The 26,285-nt window shown below is 38.9% G+C and carries 29 protein-coding genes and 2 pseudogenes; 22 read left to right on the top strand and 9 right to left on the bottom strand.

Features of this window, described 5'->3' with window-relative positions:
- The first annotated feature begins 224 nt into the window (after positions 1–224).
- From MOJ78_RS17960 to MOJ78_RS17930, 7 genes and pseudogenes are all read left to right on the top strand, one after another.
- Positions 225–563, top strand: coding sequence for a PadR family transcriptional regulator (locus MOJ78_RS17960; RefSeq protein WP_304978695.1), 339 nt, complete (start codon positions 225–227; stop codon positions 561–563).
- The gene (locus MOJ78_RS17955) at positions 560–898 is read left to right on the top strand and encodes a DUF1048 domain-containing protein (protein ID WP_304978694.1); all 339 of its coding nucleotides are present in this window, start codon (positions 560–562) and stop codon (positions 896–898) included. Before MOJ78_RS17960 ends, MOJ78_RS17955 begins: the two co-directional genes overlap by 4 nt.
- 229 nt (positions 899–1,127) lie before the next feature.
- Positions 1,128–1,328 (top strand): annotated as a pseudogene (locus MOJ78_RS17950) (DUF1048 domain-containing protein); the annotation flags it as partial.
- 145 nt (positions 1,329–1,473) lie between these two features.
- On the top strand, positions 1,474–2,235 hold the full coding sequence (locus MOJ78_RS17945; RefSeq protein WP_304978693.1) for an ABC transporter ATP-binding protein: 762 nt from the start codon (positions 1,474–1,476) through the stop codon (positions 2,233–2,235).
- Entirely contained in the window at positions 2,236–2,985 is a 750-nt protein-coding gene (locus MOJ78_RS17940) for an ABC transporter permease (RefSeq protein WP_304978692.1), read from the top strand. It begins immediately after the preceding gene.
- A gap of 699 nt (positions 2,986–3,684) precedes the next feature.
- Positions 3,685–4,245 carry a GNAT family N-acetyltransferase gene (locus MOJ78_RS17935; RefSeq protein ID WP_304978691.1) on the top strand — a complete coding sequence of 187 codons (561 nt, stop codon included), beginning with the start codon at positions 3,685–3,687 and terminating at the stop codon, positions 4,243–4,245.
- 167 nt (positions 4,246–4,412) lie between these two features.
- Positions 4,413–4,580 (top strand): DUF4083 domain-containing protein, encoded by a 168-nt coding sequence (locus tag MOJ78_RS17930; RefSeq protein ID WP_304978690.1) that lies wholly within the window; start codon positions 4,413–4,415, stop codon positions 4,578–4,580.
- 199 nt (positions 4,581–4,779) lie between these two features.
- On the opposite strand, the gene MOJ78_RS17925 is transcribed toward MOJ78_RS17930, so the two are convergent.
- Complete coding sequence (locus MOJ78_RS17925) at positions 4,780–5,688, bottom strand: arginase family protein (RefSeq protein WP_304978689.1); 909 nt, start codon at positions 5,686–5,688, stop codon at positions 4,780–4,782.
- A 91-nt stretch (positions 5,689–5,779) separates the two neighbouring features.
- On the opposite strand from MOJ78_RS17925, the gene MOJ78_RS17920 reads away from it, so the two are divergent.
- The 3 genes from MOJ78_RS17920 (at position 5,780) to MOJ78_RS17910 (ending at position 7,299) form a co-directional block, all read left to right on the top strand.
- Positions 5,780–6,322 (top strand): CGNR zinc finger domain-containing protein, encoded by a 543-nt coding sequence (locus tag MOJ78_RS17920; protein WP_304978688.1) that lies wholly within the window; start codon positions 5,780–5,782, stop codon positions 6,320–6,322.
- Between the two features lie 204 nt (positions 6,323–6,526).
- On the top strand, positions 6,527–6,805 hold the full coding sequence (locus MOJ78_RS17915; RefSeq protein ID WP_304978687.1) for an ArsR/SmtB family transcription factor: 279 nt from the start codon (positions 6,527–6,529) through the stop codon (positions 6,803–6,805).
- Between the two features lie 110 nt (positions 6,806–6,915).
- A complete protein-coding gene (locus tag MOJ78_RS17910; protein WP_304978686.1) occupies positions 6,916–7,299 on the top strand; it encodes a VOC family protein in 384 nt (127 codons plus the stop codon).
- A 272-nt stretch (positions 7,300–7,571) separates the two neighbouring features.
- Here MOJ78_RS17910 and MOJ78_RS17905 read toward each other — a convergent pair whose 3' ends face one another.
- Positions 7,572–9,017, bottom strand: coding sequence for a PQQ-dependent sugar dehydrogenase (locus MOJ78_RS17905; protein ID WP_304978685.1), 1,446 nt, complete (start codon positions 9,015–9,017; stop codon positions 7,572–7,574).
- Between the two features lie 353 nt (positions 9,018–9,370).
- On the opposite strand from MOJ78_RS17905, the gene MOJ78_RS17900 reads away from it, so the two are divergent.
- From MOJ78_RS17900 to MOJ78_RS17880, 5 genes are all read left to right on the top strand, one after another.
- Entirely contained in the window at positions 9,371–9,940 is a 570-nt protein-coding gene (locus MOJ78_RS17900) for a hypothetical protein (RefSeq protein ID WP_304978684.1), read from the top strand.
- A 519-nt stretch (positions 9,941–10,459) separates the two neighbouring features.
- Positions 10,460–11,011 carry a hypothetical protein gene (locus tag MOJ78_RS17895; protein ID WP_304978683.1) on the top strand — a complete coding sequence of 184 codons (552 nt, stop codon included), beginning with the start codon at positions 10,460–10,462 and terminating at the stop codon, positions 11,009–11,011.
- 98 nt (positions 11,012–11,109) lie between these two features.
- Positions 11,110–11,982: an SMP-30/gluconolactonase/LRE family protein gene (locus MOJ78_RS17890; protein WP_304978682.1), complete on the top strand. Its 873-nt coding sequence runs from the start codon at positions 11,110–11,112 to the stop codon at positions 11,980–11,982.
- A gap of 124 nt (positions 11,983–12,106) precedes the next feature.
- The gene (locus MOJ78_RS17885) at positions 12,107–13,069 is read left to right on the top strand and encodes an NAD-dependent epimerase/dehydratase family protein (RefSeq protein ID WP_304978681.1); all 963 of its coding nucleotides are present in this window, start codon (positions 12,107–12,109) and stop codon (positions 13,067–13,069) included.
- 280 nt (positions 13,070–13,349) lie between these two features.
- Positions 13,350–13,901 carry a DUF3221 domain-containing protein gene (locus MOJ78_RS17880; protein WP_304978680.1) on the top strand — a complete coding sequence of 184 codons (552 nt, stop codon included), beginning with the start codon at positions 13,350–13,352 and terminating at the stop codon, positions 13,899–13,901.
- 246 nt (positions 13,902–14,147) lie between these two features.
- On the opposite strand, the gene guaC is transcribed toward MOJ78_RS17880, so the two are convergent.
- Positions 14,148–15,131, bottom strand: coding sequence for a GMP reductase (guaC, locus tag MOJ78_RS17875; RefSeq protein WP_304978679.1), 984 nt, complete (start codon positions 15,129–15,131; stop codon positions 14,148–14,150).
- A gap of 115 nt (positions 15,132–15,246) precedes the next feature.
- Here guaC and MOJ78_RS17870 point away from each other — a divergent pair.
- The 6 genes and pseudogenes from MOJ78_RS17870 to MOJ78_RS17845 all read left to right on the top strand — a co-directional run bounded on the left by MOJ78_RS17870 (position 15,247) and on the right by MOJ78_RS17845 (position 19,179).
- Positions 15,247–16,085: pseudogene (locus MOJ78_RS17870) on the top strand (pentapeptide repeat-containing protein).
- An 87-nt stretch (positions 16,086–16,172) separates the two neighbouring features.
- Positions 16,173–16,607 carry an SRPBCC family protein gene (locus tag MOJ78_RS17865; RefSeq protein ID WP_304978678.1) on the top strand — a complete coding sequence of 145 codons (435 nt, stop codon included), beginning with the start codon at positions 16,173–16,175 and terminating at the stop codon, positions 16,605–16,607.
- Positions 16,608–16,734: 127 nt separating this feature from the next.
- Complete coding sequence (locus MOJ78_RS17860; protein ID WP_304978677.1) at positions 16,735–17,067, top strand: hypothetical protein; 333 nt, start codon at positions 16,735–16,737, stop codon at positions 17,065–17,067.
- Positions 17,068–17,222: 155 nt separating this feature from the next.
- Positions 17,223–17,888 (top strand): cyclase family protein, encoded by a 666-nt coding sequence (locus tag MOJ78_RS17855; RefSeq protein WP_304978676.1) that lies wholly within the window; start codon positions 17,223–17,225, stop codon positions 17,886–17,888.
- A gap of 24 nt (positions 17,889–17,912) precedes the next feature.
- On the top strand, positions 17,913–18,572 hold the full coding sequence (locus MOJ78_RS17850) for a DUF429 domain-containing protein (RefSeq protein ID WP_304978675.1): 660 nt from the start codon (positions 17,913–17,915) through the stop codon (positions 18,570–18,572).
- Positions 18,573–18,594: 22 nt separating this feature from the next.
- The gene (locus tag MOJ78_RS17845; RefSeq protein WP_304978674.1) at positions 18,595–19,179 is read left to right on the top strand and encodes a kinase; all 585 of its coding nucleotides are present in this window, start codon (positions 18,595–18,597) and stop codon (positions 19,177–19,179) included.
- A gap of 397 nt (positions 19,180–19,576) precedes the next feature.
- Here MOJ78_RS17845 and MOJ78_RS17840 read toward each other — a convergent pair whose 3' ends face one another.
- The 4 genes from MOJ78_RS17840 to MOJ78_RS17825 all read right to left on the bottom strand — a co-directional run bounded on the left by MOJ78_RS17840 (position 19,577) and on the right by MOJ78_RS17825 (position 23,539).
- A complete protein-coding gene (locus MOJ78_RS17840) occupies positions 19,577–20,584 on the bottom strand; it encodes a FecCD family ABC transporter permease (RefSeq protein WP_304978673.1) in 1,008 nt (335 codons plus the stop codon).
- Entirely contained in the window at positions 20,581–21,591 is a 1,011-nt protein-coding gene (locus MOJ78_RS17835; protein ID WP_304978672.1) for a FecCD family ABC transporter permease, read from the bottom strand. The genes MOJ78_RS17840 and MOJ78_RS17835 overlap by 4 nt, the downstream gene beginning before the upstream one ends.
- 66 nt (positions 21,592–21,657) lie before the next feature.
- Positions 21,658–22,584, bottom strand: coding sequence for an iron-hydroxamate ABC transporter substrate-binding protein (locus tag MOJ78_RS17830; RefSeq protein ID WP_304978671.1), 927 nt, complete (start codon positions 22,582–22,584; stop codon positions 21,658–21,660).
- A 91-nt stretch (positions 22,585–22,675) separates the two neighbouring features.
- On the bottom strand, positions 22,676–23,539 hold the full coding sequence (locus tag MOJ78_RS17825) for an ABC transporter ATP-binding protein (RefSeq protein WP_304978670.1): 864 nt from the start codon (positions 23,537–23,539) through the stop codon (positions 22,676–22,678).
- Positions 23,540–23,866: 327 nt separating this feature from the next.
- Between MOJ78_RS17825 and MOJ78_RS17820 the strand changes: the two genes are divergently transcribed.
- Positions 23,867–25,132 (top strand): ammonium transporter, encoded by a 1,266-nt coding sequence (locus MOJ78_RS17820; RefSeq protein WP_304978669.1) that lies wholly within the window; start codon positions 23,867–23,869, stop codon positions 25,130–25,132.
- Between the two features lie 56 nt (positions 25,133–25,188).
- Here MOJ78_RS17820 and MOJ78_RS17815 read toward each other — a convergent pair whose 3' ends face one another.
- Together MOJ78_RS17815 and MOJ78_RS17810 are read right to left on the bottom strand one after the other, a co-directional pair.
- Entirely contained in the window at positions 25,189–25,659 is a 471-nt protein-coding gene (locus tag MOJ78_RS17815; protein ID WP_304978668.1) for a DUF4188 domain-containing protein, read from the bottom strand.
- 15 nt (positions 25,660–25,674) lie between these two features.
- Positions 25,675–26,220 (bottom strand): PadR family transcriptional regulator, encoded by a 546-nt coding sequence (locus MOJ78_RS17810; RefSeq protein WP_304978667.1) that lies wholly within the window; start codon positions 26,218–26,220, stop codon positions 25,675–25,677.
- Positions 26,221–26,285: the final 65 nt, after the last annotated feature.

Raw genomic sequence — 26,285 nt, 5'->3', positions numbered from 1 at the left:
AAGACGCAGTTAAGGAGATCAATTTTACTAAATTATGACCTATCTTGATAAAAACTATGAAGCCCGTAATAAACGGGCTTTTTTGACGAAAAGTATTCTTGACAAGTAATGCTATTCTGCGTTACTATATACCGGTAATCAGTAATACTTAATATCTGTATCACGCAATACCTGTGATACAAAGTACTGAAAAAAATATAGTAAAATACAAATGGAGGATAAATTTGGAACATATCACAGAAATGCTGAAAGGGGTGCTTGAGGGTTGTGTCCTTGAAATCATCAGCCGTGGCGAAACTTACGGCTATGAAATCACGCAACAGCTGCGAGAGCTTGGCTTCACTGATGTGGTTGAAGGCACAGTTTATACGATTACCATGCGGCTTGAGAAACACAATCTGGTGGACATCAAGAAAAAGCCATCCACTAAGGGACCGCCGAGAAAATTTTACACACTCAACGCAGCAGGTCAAGAGCATCTTAAAGTTTTTTGGGAAAAATGGGAATTTGTCTCAAGTAAAATTAACGAACTCAAAACTAAATCAAAAGGAGAAGTTATATGAATATTATTGAAAAAATCATCGGAAATCTGGATGACAAGCGGGAATGGAAGGCAATGGAGGCGCGAGCGAAGGCACTTCCAAGTGAGTACCGCAACGCTTACTACGCTATCCAAAAATATATGTGGACCTCTGGTGGTCTAACCGACTGGAAGGACACCAGCCGTATCTTTGGCGGCATTCTCGACCTCTTCGAGGAAGGTGCAGCGGAAGGCAAGAAAGTCACTGATCTCACGGGTGAGGACGTGGCCGCTTTCTGCGACGAACTAGTGAAGGACGCGAAAACTTGGATGGATAAGTATCGCGCGAAGTTGAACGATACGATTGGTCGTGGCTAATGGCGAAATCCTAGTGGATTTTCGCCTAGCACCGACACTAACGACGCAAACCCGGAAATATTGTTCAAGTTTGTTCCGTACTGATAACGTTCTGTTTTTTATTTACTTTGCTAAAAGATTATTAATAATAATTTCATTAAACATCGAGTTTTATCTCCTCTTTGTAATAAAATAATTAAAAACTGTTTTGAATATTTCTCTGTCCTTATTTAACTAAACTGCTCGATTGTATAAATTAGTCGAGTTGTTCGAAGCCGGTGCGGCGGAAGGTAGACTAGTGCTGGAAATAACCGGGAGAGATGTGGCGTCCTTTGCCGACGAAATAGTGGCAAACGTTAAAACCTTTGTCGCCAAGTATCGTGAAGATTTGAATGAGAGTATAAATGAAGCGATTGGGAAAAAAGTTAATTCAATAGATAATACCGACTGAATAGCTGTTTACAAGTGTGCATTGCCACCTTCACTATTCAGTTATATTTTTTACTAGGTACTAAGTAATACGGATTATCAGTCAGACTAAGTAGATGCGTGTGGGCAATCTAGCTCCGCAAGGTGCTTTTTAAGGAGGAAAAAGTATGAGCAATACAGCGATCTCTGTTAAAAGGTTAAAAAAATCCTTTAAAGACAAGGAAGTATTAAAGGGGGTGGATTTTGAGGTACAGCGTGGCGAAATTTTCGCACTGCTGGGCTCAAATGGAGCGGGCAAGACGACGACAGTCAACATCCTCTCGACGCTGATGAAGCCAGATAGTGGGGAAGTAGGTATTTGCGGCTTTGACGTTCAGCGTCAACCGGATCATGTTCGCCAGAGCATCAGCCTGACAGGACAGTTCGCAGCTTTAGACGGCATGCAAACCGGGTGGGAAAATCTGATGATGATCGCCAAATTGCGGGGAGTTTCCAATCCCGCTCAAGTCGCCGACAATCTGCTTACAAGATTCAGCCTGATCGATGCGGCAAACCGCCGGGCTGACAAGTATTCCGGCGGGATGAAGCGCCGGCTTGACATCGCCATGAGCCTGATCGGGACGCCAGCAGTCATTTTTCTCGACGAACCGACCACAGGGCTTGACCCTGAAGCACGGATTGAAGTCTGGGATACCATCAAGGAACTTGCAGGTGGTGGCAAGACCATCTTGCTGACGACCCAGTACCTGGAGGAAGCCGAACAACTGGCAGACCGTATCGCCATCCTGCATGGCGGAAACATCATTACGACCGGTACCCTTACCGAACTAAAGGAGATGTTCCCACCAGCGAAAGTGGAATACATCGAGAAGCAGCCGACATTGGAGGAAATTTTCCTCGCGATAATCGGCAAAAAGGAGGAGATGTAAATGAAAAGAAAAACAGGGGTATTACTAGGGCGTTTAATGCGCAATATCATGCGCAGCCCGGATACGATTATCACGGTGGCGATTACGCCGATTATGATGATGCTGCTGTTTGTCTACGTATTTGGCGGCGCCATAGAGACAGGCACGGACAACTACGTCAATTATTTATTGCCGGGAATCTTGTTGATCACTATCGCATCCGGCGTAGCTTACACTTCATTGCGGCTATTTACGGATATAAAGAGCGGGCTGATGGCGCGTTTCATTACCATGCCCATCAAGCGCTCGTCGGTATTATGGGCTCACGTGTTGACCTCGCTTGTTTCCAATGGGCTTACTGTGGTGGTGGTTATCCTCGTTGCGCTCTTGATGGGCTTCCGTTCCGACGCTGATATCCTGGATTGGCTCTCGGTAGTTGGGATACTCGGGCTGTTTACGCTGGCGCTGACATGGCTGGCGGTCATTCCCGGATTGACAGCAGGGTCTATGGAAGGGGCGACAGCATACTCGTATCCACTGATTTTCCTGCCGTTTATCAGTTCTGCTTTTGTCCCCACAGAAACCATGCCTAAAATTGTTCGTGCGTTCGCTGAGAACCAGCCCGTGACTTCAATCGTGAATTCGATTCGTGCCCTCTTGTATGAAGGATCTGTTGGCAACGGTATCTGGACCGCGCTTGCCTGGTGTGTCGGCATCATGGTCATTGCTTACTTCGTTGCCAGTAAGGTATTTAAACGCCAGTTAGGGTAAGTACACCATTATGGGATTTACAAAATCAATAGTCAGCCGCTGCGATGAATGTATTTGCTATCACATGGAAGGCAGGCTGCTTATATGCCGGGGCAACGATGAAACCCTCAAAATTGGTGTGATAGGTGGCAGCTCGATCACTTATCCTAACGCTAGGTTTGCCAAGCATGAGTTAGAAGATTTATAGCGGGTAGTACTCTTTCCCAGGAGGAAAAAATTAAAAGAATAAAGCCCATAGATACAACTGATAGTAAAACGAGTGGATTCCGAAGCAAAACCGATTTGGTAATAAACGTCATTAACTTAAGGAACTTTGGATTACATTTCAGTTGGAATGTGAAAGATTATGAAATTTCAGATAAGCCGAAAGTAATAGTTGAGACCAACACAAGCGATGATATCTGGGACATAGATCATTTTAAGTTTAAAGTAGAGCCAATAATAGACTAACACTTTGTATTAGGGCTTTGGTTTTATTTAATTATCGGTATTCAACGGGGGCGAATCTTAAGTAAGGATCTCGCGCTCTTTTTGTTTTGGGCCATTTCTGGAGTAAGCACTTCAGACAGCTAATGAAAAATGGTATAATTTTTACATAATTTGAACGAGAGGTGTGATGTCTTATGGCATATAAGCGAAACCACGTTGACAGAGAAGGCTATGTAATTAGAAAAAAATCTATGCTAAGGAGATGTCACATTGAAAACGGACAAAGACAAATTCCAATCAGAAACAGAACGGTTGGTTTTAAGACTGTTACAGAGCCGGGATTATGAACCGTGGCTAGAAGGATTTTGCAACAGACTTCCTTCACAGTACAAATACGACGATGACAAAATGGATTCGACTGAATGGACGCAAGAGAAGTTCAATGGTGTGGTCGAGAGACATCATAGATTAGTCGATCGAGATGAGGCATATGTTTTTGGTGTTTTTCGAAAATCGGATGGAAAACACGTTGGTAAGGTTGAGTTTTGCACGATTATGAGAGAAGAGTTCCAGTGGGGTCTCTTAGGATATACAATTCATAATCAATACTGGCTAAGAGGTTACGGAAAAGAGGCTGTAAAAGAGGCGTTCAATATTGCCTTTGAAAATCTCCACTTCCATCGTATTGAAGCCCATATCAATGTTGATAACAGGCCCTCCATTAAATTAGCGGAGAGTGTGGGAATGGAGTTTGAATGCATCAGAAAAGGATTCATATTTGAATTTGGAGAGTGGACGGATAACCTGGTGTATTATAAAAACGCAAAATAGGAATTTTTTAATAATGTTGAACACAGCTCTTTCTTCTTGAACTAACGGTGCAATTATGGAGTAGGAATTGCGCTCATTCTTTATGTAATGGACTATTAGTGGAACAAGAAATGGTAAAGTGAAGGGAATTACAAATTTTTTAAAGATGAAATGAAAGAGGAGAAAATATGAATGCAGGAGTAAATGTCGGGGATATTATTTTTCAATTATTTGCTTTAGGAGTTCCAATATTTTTTATAGTAATCCTATTTTTATTTTGGCGCTCATCAAAAAAGAAAAAAGAACAATTAAATCGTATTGAAGAAAAGTTAGACTCGTTACAAAAAGGGAATTAATAAAATTGATGCGTATTTTATTGGAGCATAATTAAAGGCGCAATTCTGGAGTAAGAATTGCGCTCTTTATTCATCTATAGGGCCATATTCTTGAATAAAGGTATGTGCAAAAAACGATCAAACTTGAAATGATTGGTATTGAGCAATCCGCGGTTTAGTGGGGTGAAATTTTTTCCAGTGTAAAATTCACCCCCAATTACTAAACGTTTAACTCTCGTAATACTTCAATTAGCATTTTGTTGAATGTTCTTGTTACTTCATCAGATGAATCCAATAAGGGATCCAGTATAGTCACATTCATCCCCGTTATTTTATTTGTTGCTAGGAGTGACTTAAGAATATAAGTAAGGTCTTTCCATTGCAAACCATTTGGTTCAGGACAGTCTACACATGGCATAATACTAGCATCTAGGACATCGGCATCTAAATGTAGCCAATAGCCATCAATATCAGCCCGGTTTATAAAAGATGTTAACGCATTAGCTGTCTTTTCTATTCCTTCTCTAATTGATCGTTCTGCACTCCAACAGGTAATCCCATCCTTTACTACCTCTTCAATAATTTCTTTTTCTGGATCAGATTCCCGATACCCAAAAGTAAAAGCAAGTTCACTAGATATATAGGGTTTTCGGTTTTCCAAGTTTGCAAGAATATCGGTCCCTTTTCCTGTTACAATGGCCAAATCCATACCAGCTGTAGCGGCGCGTTCTTTGTTGTATTTATTATAATAATCTGGGTGTGCATCTATATGGATCAATCCATATTTTCCTCTTCGTGCTACCGCTAATGTACTCCCAACTAATACGCTGCAATCGCCACCTATTACTAAAGGAAAATCTGAAGCGTTTAAAATGTCTTCTACAACATTTGCTAAGTCTACTGAAAAAGAAGCTATTTGTGAGCTATTCAAAGCACCATCAACATAAATTTCTTCCTTAGGATAACACGGTTTAGTCATTCTTCTAACATCTGTCGCGCCAATTGATGAATGAAAATCGAGGGCTTCAAGGGCATTTGGAAGCTTATCGCATCCACGTTCTCTACCATACTGATCCCTTCTGAGACCTAGGTTAATAGGGGCATGTATAACTTGTATATTACTTTGCATCCGTCTCACTCCTTACTTGGATATTGACCATATGTAATATCTAAATTACAATTAAGATATTACAATATATTATGTAAGGAGTCAATGGTAAATGGAGTATTACAACGAATCATGGTTAGCGTTGACGTTAGATATTATAAACACGTACGACCCATACTATAAGGTGTCTGAAAGGTTAAATACGGTAGACCAATTACAGGAACTGATTCAAAAACATGGGATGTTCTTGGATAAATCCCCCACACTTAAGGATGTTTCAGTTATCCGGGATTTTAGAGATAAAATTCGAAAACAGATTATTGAGGCTAGTGATAAGAGGTTGTCTGAGTCCTTGATGGAATATGAATCAAGATCTTCTTTCCAGAGATCATTATATCCAATAGGAAGTGGGAAATTTAAGTTTGTTTATCACCAATTAATTGGGAATAATTATTCGTTTGCCGACCGGATCATTGCAATTTGTGCATTTACATTGGGGGAGGAATTGGTAAATAAGGGAAGGTTGCGTCTTAAACAGTGTGCTTCAGTACCTTGTGAAGAAATATTTGTGGATCATTCAAAAAACGGTCAACAACGGTTTTGTAGTAAACGTTGTTCTACACGTTTCCATGTAAAAAAACATCGAGGGTCGTGAGTTGATATTTAAAGGGCGCATTTCCGGAGTAAGGAAATGCGCCTTTCTGCATGAAAAGGGCCAGATAATTGAATAAGGTTTTTTCAGCTGATGAAGTGAACTTAGGCTGTTGAAGAAAAAGATTACATAATAGGTACCTTTATCAAGCAACCATACAGTTGCATATGCTTGACATGCAACCATACAGTTGCTTATACTCGATATATGAATTGGGACAAAGACGCTATATTCAAAGCACTTGGCGATTCGACTCGGCGGCTTATATTAGACGAACTAACCGAACGCAATGAACTGACGTTGTATGAACTTACGGCACGTCTCATTATGAAGCACGACCTTTCCATTTCGCGTCAGGCGATCGCTAAACATCTTACTGCATTGGAAGATGCTGGGCTCGTAAAATCAATACGAAGGGGGAAATATCGAGTACTTATATTCAACAACGAACCACTTAAAAATTTGCTGAAAGGATGGATAGTGTAATTTTATAAAATCCGAACAGGACTTCTGACTAATATGTGGATTGTTTTGCTTGCAGCCAGATTGTTAGCACAGCACCATGCGTCACAAATATCAAAGGAGGCAAAAACAGTATGAAAATCATTGTTACCAGTATATTCGTACAAGATCAAGACAAGGCACTGAAGTTTTATTCTGAAAAGCTGGGGTTTGTAAAAAAGGAGGACGTTCCCATAGGGAAATTCAGGTGGATAACGCTTGTTTCTCCCGATGATCGAGAAGGTACCGAGCTTTTACTCGAACCGAATGACCATCCAGCCGCAAAGGAGTATCAAAAGAAGATTGTTGCCGAAGGCATCCCAGCAACAATGTTTGGCGTTGCAGATATTCGTAAAGAGTACGAACGATTATTGGAAAACGGCGTGAAGTTTACTATGGAGCCAACAAAAATGGGCGAAGTCACAATAGCTGTCTTCGAAGATACATGCGGCAACCTTATTCAGATAATACAGAAGTAACTTTATGACGAAGTAACCTAGGTATAAAATTAAATAACATTGTTGTCATTCTACAATAGAAATGTAACATTGTGAATTAGTTCACTTAAACTCTAACGGGGGCTTTTCTTTATTCATCTATAGGGCTAGATTGTTGGTAACTCATTTTTAAATTAAATGGATATTTATATTAAAATTTATGGAAGTGTGAGGGAGCTGAGTGCTCTCTTGTTTGTTTTATATTTCGACACAATTAAATTTAAGTTGGAAATGTATCTAGATATTGTTATGAATCATGGAGCAATTTCAAAAACAGTGCCTTGGTTAAAATCAGTCACTTTCATAGAGCCATAAACCCCTAAATATAATCGGGTTTGGTCAAGATTGATTCCCAGACTAACATAATAAGCAGATTGAGCCCCGAAATCATAATCGGTTTCAATTACACTAAAATCACTTAGTTTACAATCAGACCTTACCCTAGTATAAGCTAAGACCCCTCTACCCGGAGTTTGAGGTTGTTCCTTACGGGCAATATCGGTAAACACAACGCTTCCCGTTAAAGCGGGGATTCCTTTCCCCATATATGGTTGTACTCCTGTAAGTGCAGTTCCCCCAAACTTATCGGGTCGGGGATCTTTATGGAAATAACTAGTTAAAGGCTGAATCCGCCTCACTGAAGTTTTAATTACTTCATCGTAATAAGCAATCGTTTTCTCATCCAAATTCGGATTTGTAGAGCAGCTCCTAATAATCGAAGTAGGAAAAGCACCTTCCCACCCTCGCCATCCAAAGTTAACAAATCCTTCTTGGTCAGGTTCAGATTTCATTAAAGAGGCTTGAATAAGCTGAGTAACCGGTATTGGTTTATATTGAACGAATGAAAAAATCGACTCTACCAAATCCTGTCCGACATTTCCCGCATATTTTATATACTGATTATAAAATCTTTGATATGAAATCCCAGGTATATTGCGAACCCCTTTGGCAATTACCGTAAGTGTTTCCTGAATAGGTACAGGCAGTTCATTAAACCGTGTGACTACGGGTGGATTAGAGATGGATGTATTTTTAACTACATCAATTTCAATTATTTTACCCGCGATTTCCATCTCATCCTGGCTTAAATTAAAAGGATCATATCCTGATCCACCATCTCCGGTTGTTAAAACAAGTTTTCCTGTTTCAGGTGAAAAGTTTAAGCTATTAACACCATTATGATTAAAAAATGGCCTTCTTAAGTTAAGTAATGTCCGTCGTTTTTGAGGTTGACCATTCGATTGTAAAATCCATTCTTCAACTGTATCAATATGATCATATTGAGTATCTCTATTTGTCCACCTTAGGTTTAAAGTTTTAGGATCACACGGGTCAGGATTAAAAAATTCGGGAAGACCCTGTCTTGCAGATTCTGAATTAGGAAGAGCACCTGGACCTTGTGTTCCAGCAACTGAATAATGGAGATAAAACAAACCGTTATAATAAAATTGGGGATGAAACGCTAGTCCTAGCAATCCCCGCTCATCATATCCACCACCAGGATCACCTAGTTTTAAGATGCGCGGTCGAATATCTAAAAAAGTCCTAATATCCCCGTTCCCTATGTAAAAGATTTCTCCTACCTGGGTTGCAATAAATACTCTTTCAATTGAGTCACCCGGAAGTATAGTTGTTTTCAAAACAGTGGGTAAATTTATCCTATTTACAATGGGACGTAAACTAACCTTAACTTTTATCAATTCACTTTACACCCCTTCTAATTGTTTTCTTTATAAGAATATGAGTAGAACTGTTTTAGTAGTACCAATTAGAGCTGCTGAATCTTCAAGGCATTGCACCTTTTTCCGTACCAGCGCGATACAGCAAAAAATCACTCCTTGGCATTTAGGGGAGTGATTTCATTCATTCTAGCGGTCTTCGGATGCTGCAAAGGACCGAATTCCCATTTTTTCATCAAAATACAATGCATCAACATATTGGTAAAATTCTCGATACAGTATTAGGGAAATGTCTAGAAAAAGGGCAACTTATTTTGAACAATTTTTAGCATAAACTTCTTTCTCACTGCATTTACCTATTATGGGGGTGTCAGATGCGGTCATTTTTCAAAAAAGTAACATCTACTGTTTGGGGAGATGAGTTAGCCCTAACGATTGACAGTTATTCTAAGACAATGCGGCTTGTAGTTGGTGCCCTATTAGGTTCAATAGCCGTAATTTTTCAATCTGCGGGGATTTTCACTGGTATTGGCTATATACTTAGCATGATGAGCACTGGTCCACTTGTGCTTGCTACCCTATTGTCACTAAGAATAGGTGTGATGACTTATTTCGTAACCATATTTCTATTGGCAATGCTCCAGCCAAGTGAGCTATTGGTGTTCCTCTTTACCACAGGATTATTAGGACTCAGTTTAGGCATTGGTCTTAAGTATTTAAAGAGAAGCATATTTATTATTCCATTTGCAGCTTTATGTTTGACACTAGGTATAAGTATTTTATTATATGGATTTAAATTTTCTATACTAGGACCATCGGTAACACCTCATTTTAATAGTATGGTTATTTTAGGGACATTTGCCTTTTCCTTAGTATATAGCTGGATTTGGAAGAAATTAAGTATCCCTGCTTTTAAAGTCCTCAATAAAGTTCTTTCTCGATGACGATTCCTGAACAATCAGGGATCGCTTTTTCATTTAATGAATGGTATATACCTTGGAATACCTAATTTCATAAAGGAATATAAAAACACGGGACGATGGTTTCCCCCTTATCTAAAAAAGCCTGAACTTCACTTTCTCCTTTTGAAACATCCAGACCAACGACTGGATTCATTCTAAATCTCCTCCTCAAATTGAACTTGCCAGTAACCCTTAATTCCTACTAGTAGTATCATAGCTTCGCTTGTTATACGAGTTCTCAGTCCTAACCAGCCTCAAACATGTTTCTACCAGTAGTGGGTGAACGGTTTAATTCACGGGATCTAAGTCCCACGGGGGCGGACGTTCTACCCTGGCTACTGTTATAATAAGACCATATAAAAAAAGGCAACCAGAAAAATGACTGGCTGACCTTATAATACGAATGGGGGCGATTGCTTCACAAGGTGATCGCTTTTCTCTTGCTGGAGTATTAGACAGTTTTAATCTAACAACATGTTCAATAATATTTAGGAGGGCTGTATGTCGTTTACATTGAAAAAGCTTACCTTAGTAATGATGGGATTAGGATTTCTGATATCAATATGGTTTAATTATCAAGATTATAAGCAAGAGCAAAGAATACAGAATTGGAAGGAATACTCTTATAATCAATTCGTATCGGGAGTTATATCTGGCGGACATTTCCTTGGTTATCAAACATCTTGGGACAATAAAAAGAAGGCTGCTTTAGCAATTGGTGAGGCTGCAATGGCTCTAAACCAAAGGGCGATATTTTGCAAGAGAACTATTGGCTCTTGTGCACCACACATAGAAGAAGTGGCAAATTACCTAAGTTATATTGCTCTTGTATGGGCTGACCCGAACCAAGGTGATAAAGGCGATGGGGTAGAAGGGGAAGAATACATAAAAAACGTCACGGTTTTTTTGATTAAAGAATTAGAGGAAAATGGAGCTATTATAGACATACCTGTTGAAAAGGAAGAGAAAATCTTTAATGAACTCTACGATCTTATTCCCGAAGTCGAAGAAAAGAGAAAAAGCGGCCGTACAATCTTTTTCTACCTTCCTTAAAATAACGCAGGTCTCTTTTTTTACGGATTAATCATTGAGTTACAGCATTTAATTTAAAGAATTTGCAGCTGATCGAAAAATGGCAGGAGGTTAACAAAGTGTCCATTGAATTATTGTTTGATACAAAGTGTTCATTAGGTGAAGGACCCATTTGGGATCATGAGAGAAATTCGTTCTACTGGGTTGATATCATAGGAAAGAAGATTTTTAAGTATGATTCTACAATTGATGAGGTTAATATAGCAAACTTTGATCAGCATGTTGGCTGTGTTTCTCCAAGGAAAAGCGGAGGTCTAATAGTCGCTCTTCAGGATGGATTCTTTTTCTATGACTGGGAAGATGAAGTCTTGAAACAAATCAATGATCCAGAGAGTCATTTGGAAGATAATCGATTTAATGATGGTAAATGTGATCCTTCCGGGAGATTCTGGGCTGGAACTACTGATTCGGTGGGTATCGATGGAAAAGGGGCTTTATATTTACTTGATACTGATTTAAGGGTTTCTAAGATGATTGATAATGTTGGTACTTCCAATGGATTAGCCTGGTCTCCGGATCATAAGCATATGTATTTTATTGATACTCCCACGAAACAAGTTGTTCAATATAATTTTGATCTTATTAGTGGTGGAATTGATCAACCTAAAATTGCGATTCAATTTCCAGCAAATGTAGGTCTTCCTGACGGCATGACTATAGATCAAGACGGTATGCTTTGGATTGCACATTGGGGTGGTTCGGGAATCTCAAGATGGAATCCATCCACCGGAAAACAGTTAGACTTTATTTCTATTCCAGCAATAAATGTAACTTCTTGTATCTTTGGAGGAGAAGAATTAAACGAGCTATACATAACCACTGCTAGAATAGGAACAACAGATGAGGAACTGAACAGATACCCTAATGCAGGGGGGATTTTTAAGCTGAAAACTAATGTTAAAGGATGTATTAACTCAAGTTTCGGCAGTTAACCAAATAAAAGTTATGCTACAAACGGGTGCGTTAATCTAAAAAGGGTTACGCCTCTTTTTGTTTAATATCTAATTACTCGGCAGTTTCCTGGAGGAAGTAAATTATTGTAGAGGAGATTAAAAAATGGGTCGAATACTGGTTATGGGCGGAACTGAATTCGTTAGTAAGGCATTAGTAGTTCATTTAATATCGAAGGGTTACCAAGTTGATATCCTAACAAGAGGAAAACGAGAAGTAGACTATCAAGGAGTCCATATCCATTATATTTGCAATAGAAAAGATAAAAATGAACTGTCAAATACATTGAATGATACTCAATATGATTATGTATATGATATTTCCGCCTATACGGAGGAAGATGTAAGAATATTTACTGGAGTAATAAATACAGAAGCACTTAAGAGATATGTGTTTTGTAGCTCTGGTGCGGTTTACAAACCCTCTGAATCTCGTATGTCAGAGATTGCTGAAAAAGATAACAATCCGAACTGGGGACAATACGGTGAAGATAAGAAAAATGCAGAAGATTATTTAATCCAATTGTACAATAGCAAAGGGTTCCCTATCGTCATTTTTCGTCCTCCATATATTTATGGGGAAGGAAACAATCTTTACAGAGAAGCATTTTTGTTCGAGCGTATCCAAAATAAACTACCTATACCTTATCCAGGAGACGATAACACCTTAGTACAGTTTGTACACATTGATGACCTTGTTAATGTATTTTCAAGTGCCATTGATAACGATTGTGTGGGACAAATATTTAATCTAGCGTACCCGGAAGATATCTCTTGGCGGCAATTGATCAAGATAGCTGCATCGGTGATAGAACAAGAAGTACCTTCGGTGAGAATTTCTACAACGAAGATGAATGAAATAGATGTTGTACCAAGGGAGTTTTTCCCTTTTCGGGATTGTTCATTTTTGATGTCAATTGAAAAATTAAAAAATTCAGGGTTGTATTCACCGAAAATCAACCTGAGGAATGGAATGTTAAAAGCATATCAATGGTACCAAGGAAAACAAAAGTTACCACAATATCGTAAAATGCCAAAGGTGGATTACGTAATAGAGAATACAAAATAAAACTTTTATTAAACAATCGGGGGCAATTCAGGAGTAAGAATTGCACTCTTTATTCATCTATAGGGCTATATTCTGCAGTAAGGAAGGAAATTAATTGATACATCTGGAAATTGTAAGTTATGCCGTTAAGGAGGAGTTATAAAGAATAAGAATTTTTAGGAGTGATATTATCAAACGATTATTTTCCTTAGGGCTTGTATTTTTCTTAATTATAGGGTGTAGTAATCAACCTGATTTTAAAATTACCGAAGCCACGGTTAAATCCGAAGGCTCACTGAGGATGTTAGATAAAATAGAAACGACTGCATCTTCTTATGATGGAAAGAAAAAGATTAAGTTTAGGCTAATGGTAAATGGACAATTATCAGAAGAAGAAGCTACTGAACTTTTTAAAGAAGTAATCGTTAATGTAGAAAAATTCTCCGCACATTCAGGTGTATGGGATTATTTTAATGGATATTTCGACATTAAATCTTATGACAGTGGTGTACTTTATGAAGCAACAAAACTTATTGATAAAGATTTAGTGGTAGAACAAAAAGATACAATGCCAACAGACGATGGTTCATCATTAGAAGGTTATATACTTGATATTAAGGAGGGAAGAGTATTAGTTGCTTATGATATTACGAAAGAAAAATTTAATCAAAATAATGATAAAACAATAGAAGACTTAAGTAGAAGCGAAGAATATATTCCACTAATTTATCTTAGTTACGATGATACAAGTAGCTTAAATAAAGGTAATAAAGTGGTGATATGGATTGAAGGTGGGATTGAAGATTCTTACCCTCAACAAGCTGAAGCTAAAAAGATTCAAGTAGAAAATTGATGTTAGGCGATTGTTAAATTACATTTGTCGCTCTAAACTTTACAGTTTAATAGTTCCTCTCATTACTACAAGTTGCACATGGGGCTTGGTGATTATACTTGTTTTAATTCAAATACTAGTATATAAAATCTTTTAACAGCGTTTGAAACCATCCAATACATCCATGCAGTTAAAAAATGATACTCATCAAGGTAAAAATAATGACCGAACACACTCTTTTCGAGTAAGTTCGGCCATTCAAAATTTTCAATAAACCTTATCCCCATTGAAGATTGAATTTTTCACGACGACATAATCGACGTTACGGATGGCTTCCAGCTTGTATCCGCCGGCATAAGAGATTGAGGATTGAAGATCTTGTTCCATTTCTTTTAACGTATCCTTTAATGAACCTTTGTAGTCCACAAACATCTTTTTTCCTTCAACGTTTTTCTTTTCACCTTTTTGGAATTCAGAAGCGGATCCGAAGTATTCCTTATAGAGTTTTCCATCTTTCTCAACTGTTTCTCCGGGAGATTCTTCATGTCCGGCAAATAGTGAACCAATCATGACCATTGATGCACCAAATCGAATGGATTTCGCAATATCACCATGAGTACGGATGCCGCCGTCAGCAATAATCGGCTTGCTAGCAGCTTTTGCACACCAACGTAGTGCAGCCAATTGCCAACCACCAGTTCCAAATCCGGTTTTGATCTTCGTGATACATACCTTCCCTGGTCCAATGCCTACTTTTGTCGCATCTGCTCCAGCATGTTCCAACTCTCGAACTGCTTCTGGAGTTCCGACATTTCCTGCAATGACAAAAGTGTCAGGTAAGTGCTTTTTAATATGTTGGATCATCTCAATCACTGCATTGGAATGCCCATGTGCGATGTCAATCGTAATGTATTCTGGTGAAAGACTTTTATCTGCTAATTCTTGGATGAATTCATACTCTTCATCTTTGACCCCCACGCTGATTGATGTGATCAATCCACGTGATTTCATATCTTTTATAAAAGAGATTCGTTTCCCAGGTTCAAAACGGTGCATCACATAAAAATAACCATTTTCCGCCAAGTAGATGGCGATTTTTTCGTCTATGATCGTTTGCATATTTGCTGGAACAACAGGCAGCTTGAAGTTATGTCCGCCAAACGTTATAGAAGTATCACATTCTGATCGGCTATTTACCACGCATTTTGCGGGAATTAACTGGATATCCTCATAATCAAATACATTTTCCATGATACACACCCCTAAATACGAATATTAAAGTTTGTTTGAATAAAAAACGTTCGTACTATTGGTAATGTACAACATTTTCACAAGTATGTCAAAGTGAAAGCAATTTATGTAAGGATTGTCTAATCAACTAAGGAAGAGTGAGTTAAAAGTAGACTGTGAGAATTGTTTTGGATTATGCTGTGTTACTTTGTCTTATGCAAAATCTGCTGACTTTGCGCTTGATAAGGAGGGGGAGTACCTTGTCCGAATCTACAATCGGAATATCGTTGCAGCATTCATAAAGATTTCAGAAAAGAAGGGTTCAAAGACTGTACTGTATATGAATGCTTTGCGGCAGGTCAGAAGGTATCTCAAGTCACTTATGAAGGAAGCGATTGGCGAGATAATCCAGAAATAGCGAAGTAAATGTTTGATGTTTTTCCGATTATGCAACAACTTCATGAAATGCTTTGATACTTAACAGAAGCACTAAGTTTATAAGATGCTCAACCGATTTATAGAGATTTACAGATTGCTCTAAATAAAACGGAAAAACTCACTGATCTAAACCCACGAGCTATTCTAGAACTGGATGTACAAGCTCATAGAGAGACAGTTAATGCTTTGCTTTTACAGACAAGTGAACTGGCACGTACAAAAGTCCCTCATCAGAAAACTAAAAAGTACAAAATAAGCAGCGGCGGTGACTTTATCGGTGCAAAGTTAAGAGGTACAGATCTTAAAGGGGCGAACTTAAGAGGAGCTCTGCTAATAGGAGCTGACCTTAGAAATGCTGACATGAGAGTGACGGATCTTATCGGTGCGGATTTTAGAGACGCTGATTTAAGTGGTGCTGACCTCACAGGAAGTATTTTTCTCACCCAATCACAAATTAACTCGGCTCATGGCGATACCCATACTAAGTTACCTGCATCTCTAAGAATTCCTGGGCATTGGTTTAATGACGGTAAATAAGTAGTTCACTTTAAAGAAATAAATGGAGTCTCTCTGTTAAAATGTGAGTTGTGGGAACAAGATATAAAATGGGAGTTGATCAATGTTATGAACAACATTACAAAATTCAAGATTTTAAAACCAGCTAATGAAGTGTTTGAAGCGTTTGTAGATCCTTCGAAAATCGGAAACTTTTGGTTTTCATCGAGTTCCGAAAGATGGGAACAGGGTAAAACGATTACATTGAAATATGATATTTATAATGCAGAAGGGTCAATAAACGTAGTTGGAATTGAGGAAAATAAAAAAATCGTGTTCAAGTGGGGTCCAGTTGAAGAAGAACATGTTGTTACAATTACGCTGAACGAGTTGGATGACTCAAGTACAATCATTGAAGTCAATGAAGAAGGTTTTAAAGAAAATGACGCCGAATTAATACATAAGTTAATAGACAACAAAGAAGGCTGGGTCTTTATGTTGTCTTGTTTAAAGGCTTATTTAGAATTTGGCGTAAATGAATTAAGGGCAGGATTAGTTAAGTAGGTTATTTGATGGGTGCCTCTCTTACAAAAGGAAGGCATCCTTTTTGAAATCGACCATATTGTGTAAAAAGGAAACGGTCTATGGGTATCGAATTTTACAATTATAGCAACGTGAGGGAGTGTGCATTATGGCGGTGGTTTTTACAATTCTTTTTTTCTTGTTTTCAATACTCGGAATAATTCTATCTGTGTCGGCGATTAAGAATTCATCCTCTAAAATGTACTTTTTCGCAGGCTTATTAATCTATGCAGTAAGCTTTTTAGGTAGTTTTTCAATCGGATTGTACATACTTGTATTCACATTCATTTTATGGATACTAGCAATTGCAAATCAATTAATGCTACTGAAAAAACCGTCGCATCACCTAATGTATTCGATACTCGCAGTGACCGTTTGGTTCTTTGCTATTATTTTCATTGACGATTATTGGTTATTCTATCCATTTGCGGTATTGTTTTAAAAGTATCATTGTTCTTTCGTTTACATTCTGAATTAATTGCATTCCTTCAGAAGGTTACTCAGAAATCATGTGCTGTAACAATTGAAGTACAAAGTGGGGTTGTATTGGGAGAACATTGTTACTACTAATTGTAGGGCGGAGTGAAGAAAAAGTATATGAGAAAAAAGGTGTATGTTGATTTAAGTCATACAATCGAAAATGGACTTATCACTTATAAAGGTCTTCCGGCACCGATCATTTGCGACTATCTCAGTCGAGAGGAATCTAGAAAACATTACGAAAGTGGTACTGAATTTCAAATCGGGAAAATAGAAATGGTTTCAAACACAGGGACTTATGTCGATGTTCCATTCCATCGATATGAGAATGGAAACGATCTAGCTGAAACAGCAATTGGTAAGATGGCTGGGTTAGAAGGAATTTTGATACATATTGACAAAGGAATAAAAGAAATAGATGAAGGTTTTTTTCATGACCTCAAACTTGAAGGGAAAGCTGTTTTAATTCATACAGGCTGGGACAGGCACTGGAATACAGAACAGTACTTTGAGGATCATCCTTATTTGACGGAAAGTGCGGCGATGTACCTGTCTGAGCAGAAGGTTGCACTAGTCGGGATCGATTCTGTCAATATTGATGATACATCAGGTAAATCCCGCCCTGTACATACTGTCTTATTGGGTGTGGAAATAATGATCGTCGAGCACTTATGCAACTTGAAAGAGCTCTTGGATAATAAATTTCTATTCTTTGCCGTTCCCCCTAAAATCAAAGGAATGGGAACCTTTCCAGTTCGAGCATTTGCTGAAATAGTAGACTAGAATTTACGAAAGTGAAGGTTTTTTATGCGTGTGATTGGTATTGACTTATCTGGACCTAGTAATCATAAAGACACGGTGCTTACTGTTTTTGAGAAACAGGGAAATCAACTGAAATTGAATAAGTGGATGCCTGGAATCAGTGATCAAAGGATATTGGAAGAGGTTTTAGAACAAAGCCGGATTGGTGAAGTCGTTATCGGAATAGATGCTCCTTTATCCTATGAAGATGGGGGTGGAGATCGCCAGAGTGATCGAGAACTGAGGAAGTTTATTATTGGGTTAGGAATGAAGTCTGGCTCGATCATGCCTCCAACATTGACTAGAATGGTGTATTTAACATTAAGAGGAATCAAGCTTAGTAGAGAAATCGAAAGTCTTGAATCTCCTTTCCCGATTTCAATAGTAGAAGTACATCCTGGTGCGATTATTGGATCAAGGCTCCCTCGTCAAGATATTGACTATGTTTTAAGATACAAACAAGAACAATCGGCGAGAAATTACATACGAAAATGGTTTGGGCAACAAGGGTTGACACAATTACCAATTGAGATAGAGGAGGAAAGCCATTCAATCGACGCGTGTGCAGCGGCATTGGGTGCATGGCATTGGAAAGATGATTCGTTTCATCCGAAATGGAGATTTCCTGCAAACCGACCTCTTCATCCCTATGACTATTGCTGCTGAACTTTTAAAAAGGGGAGTAAACTTGTTAAATCTCATTATACATTCGATAAAGGAATTCAAGATGGATGATCGTTTAATCGTAGGTGTCGATGGGTTAAGTCGATCTGGAAAAACCACACTCGTAAACGAACTTAGTCAGTATTTGAAAAAAGAGAATACGCCATTCCATATTTTCCATATTGATGATCACATAGTGGAGCGGGAAAAACGTTATGATACAGGGCAGGAAGAATGGCACGAGTACTATTTTTTGCAGTGGGACATTGAGTGGTTGACTCACCATTTTTTCGAAAGACTTAAGACCACTGATCAAATTACTCTTCCATTCTACGAGGATAAAATTGATACGCAACGATTTCAGAACATAAAGCTTCCTGATGAAGGCGTTATTGTTGTTGAAGGGGTGTTTCTTCAACGGAAAGAGTGGAGAAGATTCTTCGATCATATGATTTTTTTAAATTGTCCTAGAGATGTTAGGTTTCGTCGTGAAAGTGAAGGGACCCAGAGGAACGTAGCCAAGTTTGAGAACAGATATTGGAAAGCGGAAGATTACTATTTAAGAACTGAAGCACCGTTGGAAAACGCTGATGTAGTTTTAAAAGGGTAGTATAGTATTGTAGACTTCAATCTTGCTAGATGATTACAAAACGATATGCACAAGAAAAGATCTTCGAAAAAAAATCAAAGCTAGCCCTTGAATCTGATTGGGCTAGCTTTTTTTGGGCACATTTCCGCTGGAGCAGAGAGTGCTTTCGTGACCTTTTTACTATTCGTGGCCGAAATATCAATTTTCGATATCGAATTCCTGTTTATAATGTGTAGGAGTTCACCTGAAAGGTATCTTTACTCATGTAAATTACAGTATTATTACATTTAAAGGGTTATTTTTATTTAAAAATGTCCATTCTTTTGCGATTTGATTTACTTAATCGTTCAATACGCCGTCCAGAACTCTCCAGAAAAAAGAAACCTGAGCGGAGGAAAATCACTCAGGTCTCTTTTTGCTATTTTTTCATCAATAAATAGATAAAGTACGGTCCACCGATCAGGGCGGTCATGATACCTGCTGGAATTCCGGAAGGACCAATTAAATTCCGTCCGATTGTATCGGCGAATAACAGCAGCCAACCTCCAATCAAAATCGCAACCGGGATAAATAATTGATTTCTAGGTCCAACAAGAGCTTTCGCCATATGCGGAGCCATTAAGCCGATGAAAGCAATTCCTCCTGTAACAGAAACCGCTGCGGCTGCCAGTGCAACGGCCGTAATCAGCAAAGTGATACGTTCTTTTTCAATCGATACACCTGTTCCGATCGCTACCGGTTCACCTAATCCTAATAGATTCAAGCGATTTGCTTTGTACAAGGTGAATGGGATGAGAATCACGAGCCATGGGAGAATCGCCAAAATAAACGGCCAATCCGTTCCCCAAATGTTTCCGGCTAACCATTTTGCGATAAAATCCACTTTCATACGTTCCGCTGATGAAATAAGTACGATCATTGCACCAGAGAGAGCCATTGAGAATCCAACTCCGATTAGTATTAATTTTACGGGTTGGAGGCCTGTATTTTTGCTGTAGGAAAATACATATATCAAAAGAGCTGTAATGAAGGCACCGATAAATGCAACTGCTGGCAGCATATAAATAAATGATCCTGCTTCAATCGGGAAAAATAAAAAGAATACAGTGATGGCTACACCTGCTCCTGTATTGATTCCGATGATGCCTGGGTCCGCTAAATCATTTCGGGTTACGCCCTGCAAAATTGCACCAGATAACGCTAAAGCCATCCCCGCAAGCAATGTAATGATAATTCGCGGCATACGAATCGAAAATAGGACAAACTCTTCTTTAAACGTACCTTGACCGAGAAATGTCGGGAGAATTCGATCATAAGAAACAGTAGAGTACCCCAACCCCATTCCTATAAAACTAGTCAGAATGATCAATGAAAGGAATAAAAGCAGGATTAATCGTTGTTTTTTCAGTAAACGAGGATGTATCATGAGAATGCTTTTCCTCCTTTACGTACGATAACGAGAAAGAATGGTAATCCCATCAATGCTACGATCGATGCCACAGGTGTTTCAAAAGGGGCATTGATCGTGCGTCCGAGTGTATCAGCAACAAGCATGAACGATGCACCGATCAAGGCGGACATTGGTAGAATGAAACGATAATCGGTACCAACAATCGCTCGGACGATATGAGGAATCATCAATCCGATGAACGCCATATTTCCAACAAGAGCAACAGATGCACCAGCAAGTAAAATGATAATGACAAATAGAACGGATTTGATCTGGGTAATCTTTTGTCCCAATCCGACTGCCAATTCCTCATTTAAACTAAGAATCGTAAGCTGTCGGGATAGGAGGAAGGAAACGAAAATACCAATTAAAATAAAGGGAATGATGATTTGAAGCTGGCTCCATGTTGTTCCGATCAACCCACCTGCAGTCCACATTGAAATCCCCTTAGAAACTTTAAAATAAAGACCGATCCCTTCAGCCACTGCAAATAAAAAGGCAGAAACGGCAGCACCAGCTAAAACAATTCGAAGTGGTGAGAATCCTCCCTTCTTCATAGCACCAATACCAAAAACAAGCATCGCTCCAATCGCAGCCCCAATAAAGCAAGCAATCATGATCGTAAAATAATTTGCTGAAGGAAGAAGTGCAATCGTTACGGCAAGGGCGGCATTTGCACCAGCAGTCAACCCGAATAATCCAGGGTCAGCAAGAGGGTTCCTCGTCAATCCTTGCATGATTGCTCCAGAAACCGCAAGGGCAGCTCCCACAAAAATAGCTGCAACTTCACGAGGCAATCGGAGTTCACGGATGATGGTAACAATATCTGTTTGCACATCTGATGTGAAGGCAAGCCATACGTCATTTAGGCTCGTATCGGCTGCCCCAAAGACCATTGCAACAATAAATGATCCAATAAACAGAAGAATTCCAATGATGAATTTGTAGGTAGATGGGAATAGGTTTGAACGTCGTTTTGTCATATGTATCTCACTTCTTTAATTAAATTAGAAGAGGGATTCTTTTAAGAAGAATCCCTTTTCATCGATTTACTTTCCAAGAAACGATTCTTTAAAGAATTCAAGTTGATATTCCAGTGTTAATGGATCACTGAAGGATGCTTGCTTTGCATTGAGTACAAAAACGCGATCATTTTTAACTGCCGGGATGTTTTTGTAGGTTTCAGTCTCCATAAACGAATTATCCGCATCAGGGCTTTTGCTGAAGATGATGTAGTCACCGGCATATTCAGGGAGAACCTCTGCTGAGATCGTATAGTAACCTGGATCCAAAGCTGTTTCTTTCACCTTTTCTGGCATTTCCAAGTCCATTGCCTGATACAAGATCTCTGATCCACGTGCCCAGTTATTTCCGAATACGTAAAGCTGCTTGGCATAGCTTTCGATTACAGAAACAGTTGCATCTTCACCAATTTTCGCTTTGACCTTTTCACCGATCTTATTGGCGCGTTTCTTGAAATCTTCAACCCAAGATCTTGCTTCTTTTTCTTTATTCAATAGTTTTCCAATTTCGATATGCTGTTGTAAATAATCGACCTTGCCCCATGTATAAGTAACTGTTGGCGCAATTTCTTTTAATTTATCCAAATTTTTAATATTAGAGAGTCCGATGATCAAGTCTGGATTCAACTCGATGATTTTTTCTAAGTTTTCATCTGATACAAGCTCTGCATCTTTTAATTCCTCTTCAAAGCGAGGGTTCATTGTTGACCATTTATCAACACCAACGATATTTACATCCAAAGCTAGTACATTACCAGTGAATCCAGAAAGTAATATCACCCGTTGTGGATCTGCAGGTACTTCAACCGGTCCATTTTCAGATTGGTACGTAATCGTTTCTGGTGTTTGTTCTTTTTCATCAGATGAATTGCCTTCGTCAGTATTTGATTTGCTGCTGCAAGCGCTAAGAATGAGTACTAACAAGAGCAGGAATGGAATTAGTTGTTTTTTCATGAATGTTTTCTCCTTTTATAGGAAGTTCAAATAGTATCCACTTCATTAACAGCGAATTTCTTCGTTACTCGGCTTTTCCGATCCTCACGTATTAAAAGGATACGCTCCGGTTCTCAAAACTGTCGTGCCTCGAATTTCTTGTTTCTGATTCGTCTACTTTTTGAACAACCATTTTTAGTAAGTTGTAGGTTACACACATTGGTTTGTTCGTTCGGGGATCGCGCCCTATTTCTGCGTCAATCTGAAAAACTTCTTTCAAAACATCTTGCTGGATTACTTCTTCACCGGTTCCAGACCTAATGATTTCCCCATCTTTTAATGCAATGATGTGATCTGCAAAACGAGCAGCTTGGTTCAAATCATGGAGAACCATGACAATCGTTCGCTCTTGTTCCCTGTTCAGCTTTTGTAAAAGCTCCAACACTTCTAGCTGATGAGCCATGTCTAAGTAAGTGGTCGGTTCATCGAGGAAGATCATTTCCGTTTCCTGTGCAAGGGACATCGCTATCCAAACACGCTGACGTTGGCCTCCTGAAAGGGCATCTATTGAACGGTACTTAAATTCTATAACTCCAGTTACGTGAAGTGCCCAATCAATTACCTCAATGTCTTTTTTGGTTAAACGGCCAAAGCCCTTCTGATAAGGAAAGCGACCATAGGATACCAATTCACCAACAGTCAGACCACTCGCACTTTCAGGTGTCTGAGGAAGAATCGCCATTTTTTTTGCTAGTTCTTTTGTGTTTTCCTGAGAGATGCTGCCACCGTCCAGTATGATTGAACCAGATTGATGTGGAATGATTCGGGTAATCGCTTTTAAAAGGGTTGATTTACCACAACCGTTCGGTCCGATAATCGTCGTGATTTTTTTATCGGGGATTTCAATTGTGAGATCCTTTACAATAAAGCGTCCACCATAACCAATGTTCAAATCGTTCGTATGTAGGCGAACCATTATGTAGCCTCCATTTATTAATTAATCAGAAGCGATATTGATAATCATTATCATTTGCGCTCACAATGATACTATAATTCTATTGAATTTCTTTGTCAACCGTTATTTATTTAAAGCGGTGGATAATCGCAAGCATGACATGATTTTTGAGAGATGGTAAACCGATTTAAATAAGAAATAGTCTTTGAGAAAAAATAATGTTAGATTATCTAACATATGTAATTGATTTATTTATTTATTTCGGGTAAAATACTTATAATCATTAATCTGTGTTAGATTATATAACGTTGATTAAAACTTACAGGGGAAGGGAGCATTTATTCAAAGATGGATGCGACATTTTTAATGAACAGTATCTGGGTCATGATTGGGACGGTTTTAGTCATTTTCATGCTTGGAGGTTTCATCTTACTCGAAGCAGGTTCCACACGAATGAAAAATGCGGGACACATTGCCGGAAAGACGATTTTCACATTCGGTTTATCCTCCATCGTTTTTTGGGCGGTAGGATATGGATTTATCTTTGGTGAGAACGGAAACTTTTTAGTCGGGATGTCACATTTTTTCTATTCCGGATACGAAATTGATGGAATCGGACTATCGACTTCTGTGTTTTTCTTATTCCAGCTAGCCTTTGCGGGGATTTCATTAACGATTGCCTTTGGTGGATTTGCAGAAAGGGCTAAACTCTCTGTGTACTTAATATTTTCTCTGTTATTCTCTGCTTTAGTCTATCCTGTTGTTGCTCATTGGATATGGGGTGGGGGATGGTTATCCGAGCATGGGAAGCAAGATTTTGCCGGATCGACCGTTGTTCATCTTACAGGTGCCATGGCAGCACTTGCCGGAACTTTATTGTTAAAGCCGAGAGTCGGTAAATATAATAAAGATGGATCGGTAAACGGTATTACGGGACATAATCAAGTATATACATCATTAGGTGTATTGATATTGTGGATAGGTTGGTTCGGATTTAATGCCGGAAGTACTTTAGGAGTCAGTGATGGCTTTTTTGGATTCGTAGCTTTGAATACGAATTTAGCAGCAGCTGCTGGGGCTGTGGCAGCTTTAATCATTTCTTGGTCAATCTCAGGCAAGGCTGAGATTACAACCATGTTGAATGGGGCTTTAGCAGGTCTTGTCGCCATCACTGCATCCTGTGCGTTTGTCGATACTTGGGCAGCATTCGTTATTGGTCTTGTTGCAGGAATAGGTGTTTTTTACAGTATGAAATTTTTTGAAAAGAGACGAATCGATGATCCGATCTATGCACTGTCTGTTCACGGTGTTGCAGGAGTTTGGGGAACTCTTTCAACAGGGCTATTCGCTACCCCGGAACTTGCGACTGTTGGATCTCCAGGATTATTTTATGGAGGCGGCTTTTCGCAACTTGGAGTTCAATTGATGGGTGTTACAGTGTCTGGGGCTTATGCGTTTATCATGTCGTACCTGATATTGATCGTCATAAAAAAGTCGATGAAAGGACTTCGTGTAACGGAGGAAGAAGAAATTGTCGGCTTGGACATAAGCGAACATGGAAGCTACGGTTATCCTGAAATTCTATTAGTTGATCAAGAGAAGAAAAGCGGATAATGTTTTAAAGAAAATAGCGCATTGTGGGATAACACCACAATGCGCTAATTTCTTAATTATGCCTTCAGTCGTTGACGTGCGGATTTAATTGCTGGCGTAATTTTTTTCAGGCCTGTTGCTTTTGCAAGTCCGAACTTGGGCATATTCCCGTAAATACATTCATAATTGCCTTTCGGTACGACATAGGTCTCGTGATAAATTCCTACTGAATCATTGTTGCCGATCTTTTTATTGAAGTTGTTCCATGCGGTTAAATGTGTCGGGCCTTTTGCGTAAGCCATTAAATCTTCTGACGATCGCCAATATTGAATCATTATCGTTGTACGCAAACCAAAAAACATCTCCATAGACAAAAAGCCGTGTTCCTTGTTTGTATAAAGCTCACGAATCATTGGCGGCATTGCTGTAAAGACAGGCAACCATTTGTGGATTGCCCACCGTTTGTTAACTCGCATACCAATGATGAATACAACAACATCGTCTTCTTGTTCAGATGTGTAACGCCCCGTAAATATTTCTTTTCCCATAAGGCTTCCTCCTTATCATTCTGATAGCTTCTTCGTGGTATCTTTGCACCACTCGATGGCTGCTTGTGTTGTTCGTTTGCCGTAATCCAACGTCATCAGCCAAAATTGTGCATCGGCTTTATCTAAGAGGTTTTCAATGATCATTTGTTCAATAGAGTCATATGTGTTGTAGCGTTCTTGGAGTTTTTCTAAGTACTGATCGATGTGATTGATTGTTATATCTTTGTTTTGGTGGCGGCTGAAAAATAGCTTTAACAGGAGTTCGTTCTTTTCGGTAGGGATGCCGTTTATCGGAAGTTGGAGCCATGATTGAAGTGCACGATGTCCATCTTGGGTTAAATGATACTCTTTCTTATCTGGTTTGCCATCCTGTGTAGTATCTTTGACAGTTGCTAATCCCTCATCAACAAGATTTTTTAAAGTAGGATAAATCTGGCCATAGCTAATTTTCCAAAAATGATTCAAGCTACCGTCAATCATCTGTTTGATGGAATAACCGGTATGACAGCCTGTTGTGAGTAACCCGAGTATTGCGTACTTTGTGTGCGTTTCTTTTGCCATAAAATCACCTTATATCTTTTTGATATATATCATTTAGATATAATGTACCATATAAACCTTTAATT

It is taken from the genome of Alkalihalobacillus sp. AL-G (assembly GCF_030643805.1).
Taxonomy (GTDB): domain Bacteria; phylum Bacillota; class Bacilli; order Bacillales; family Fictibacillaceae; genus Pseudalkalibacillus.
Note: the sequence above shows the minus strand (reverse complement) of the source record. Positions and strands in the feature narration are given on the sequence as shown.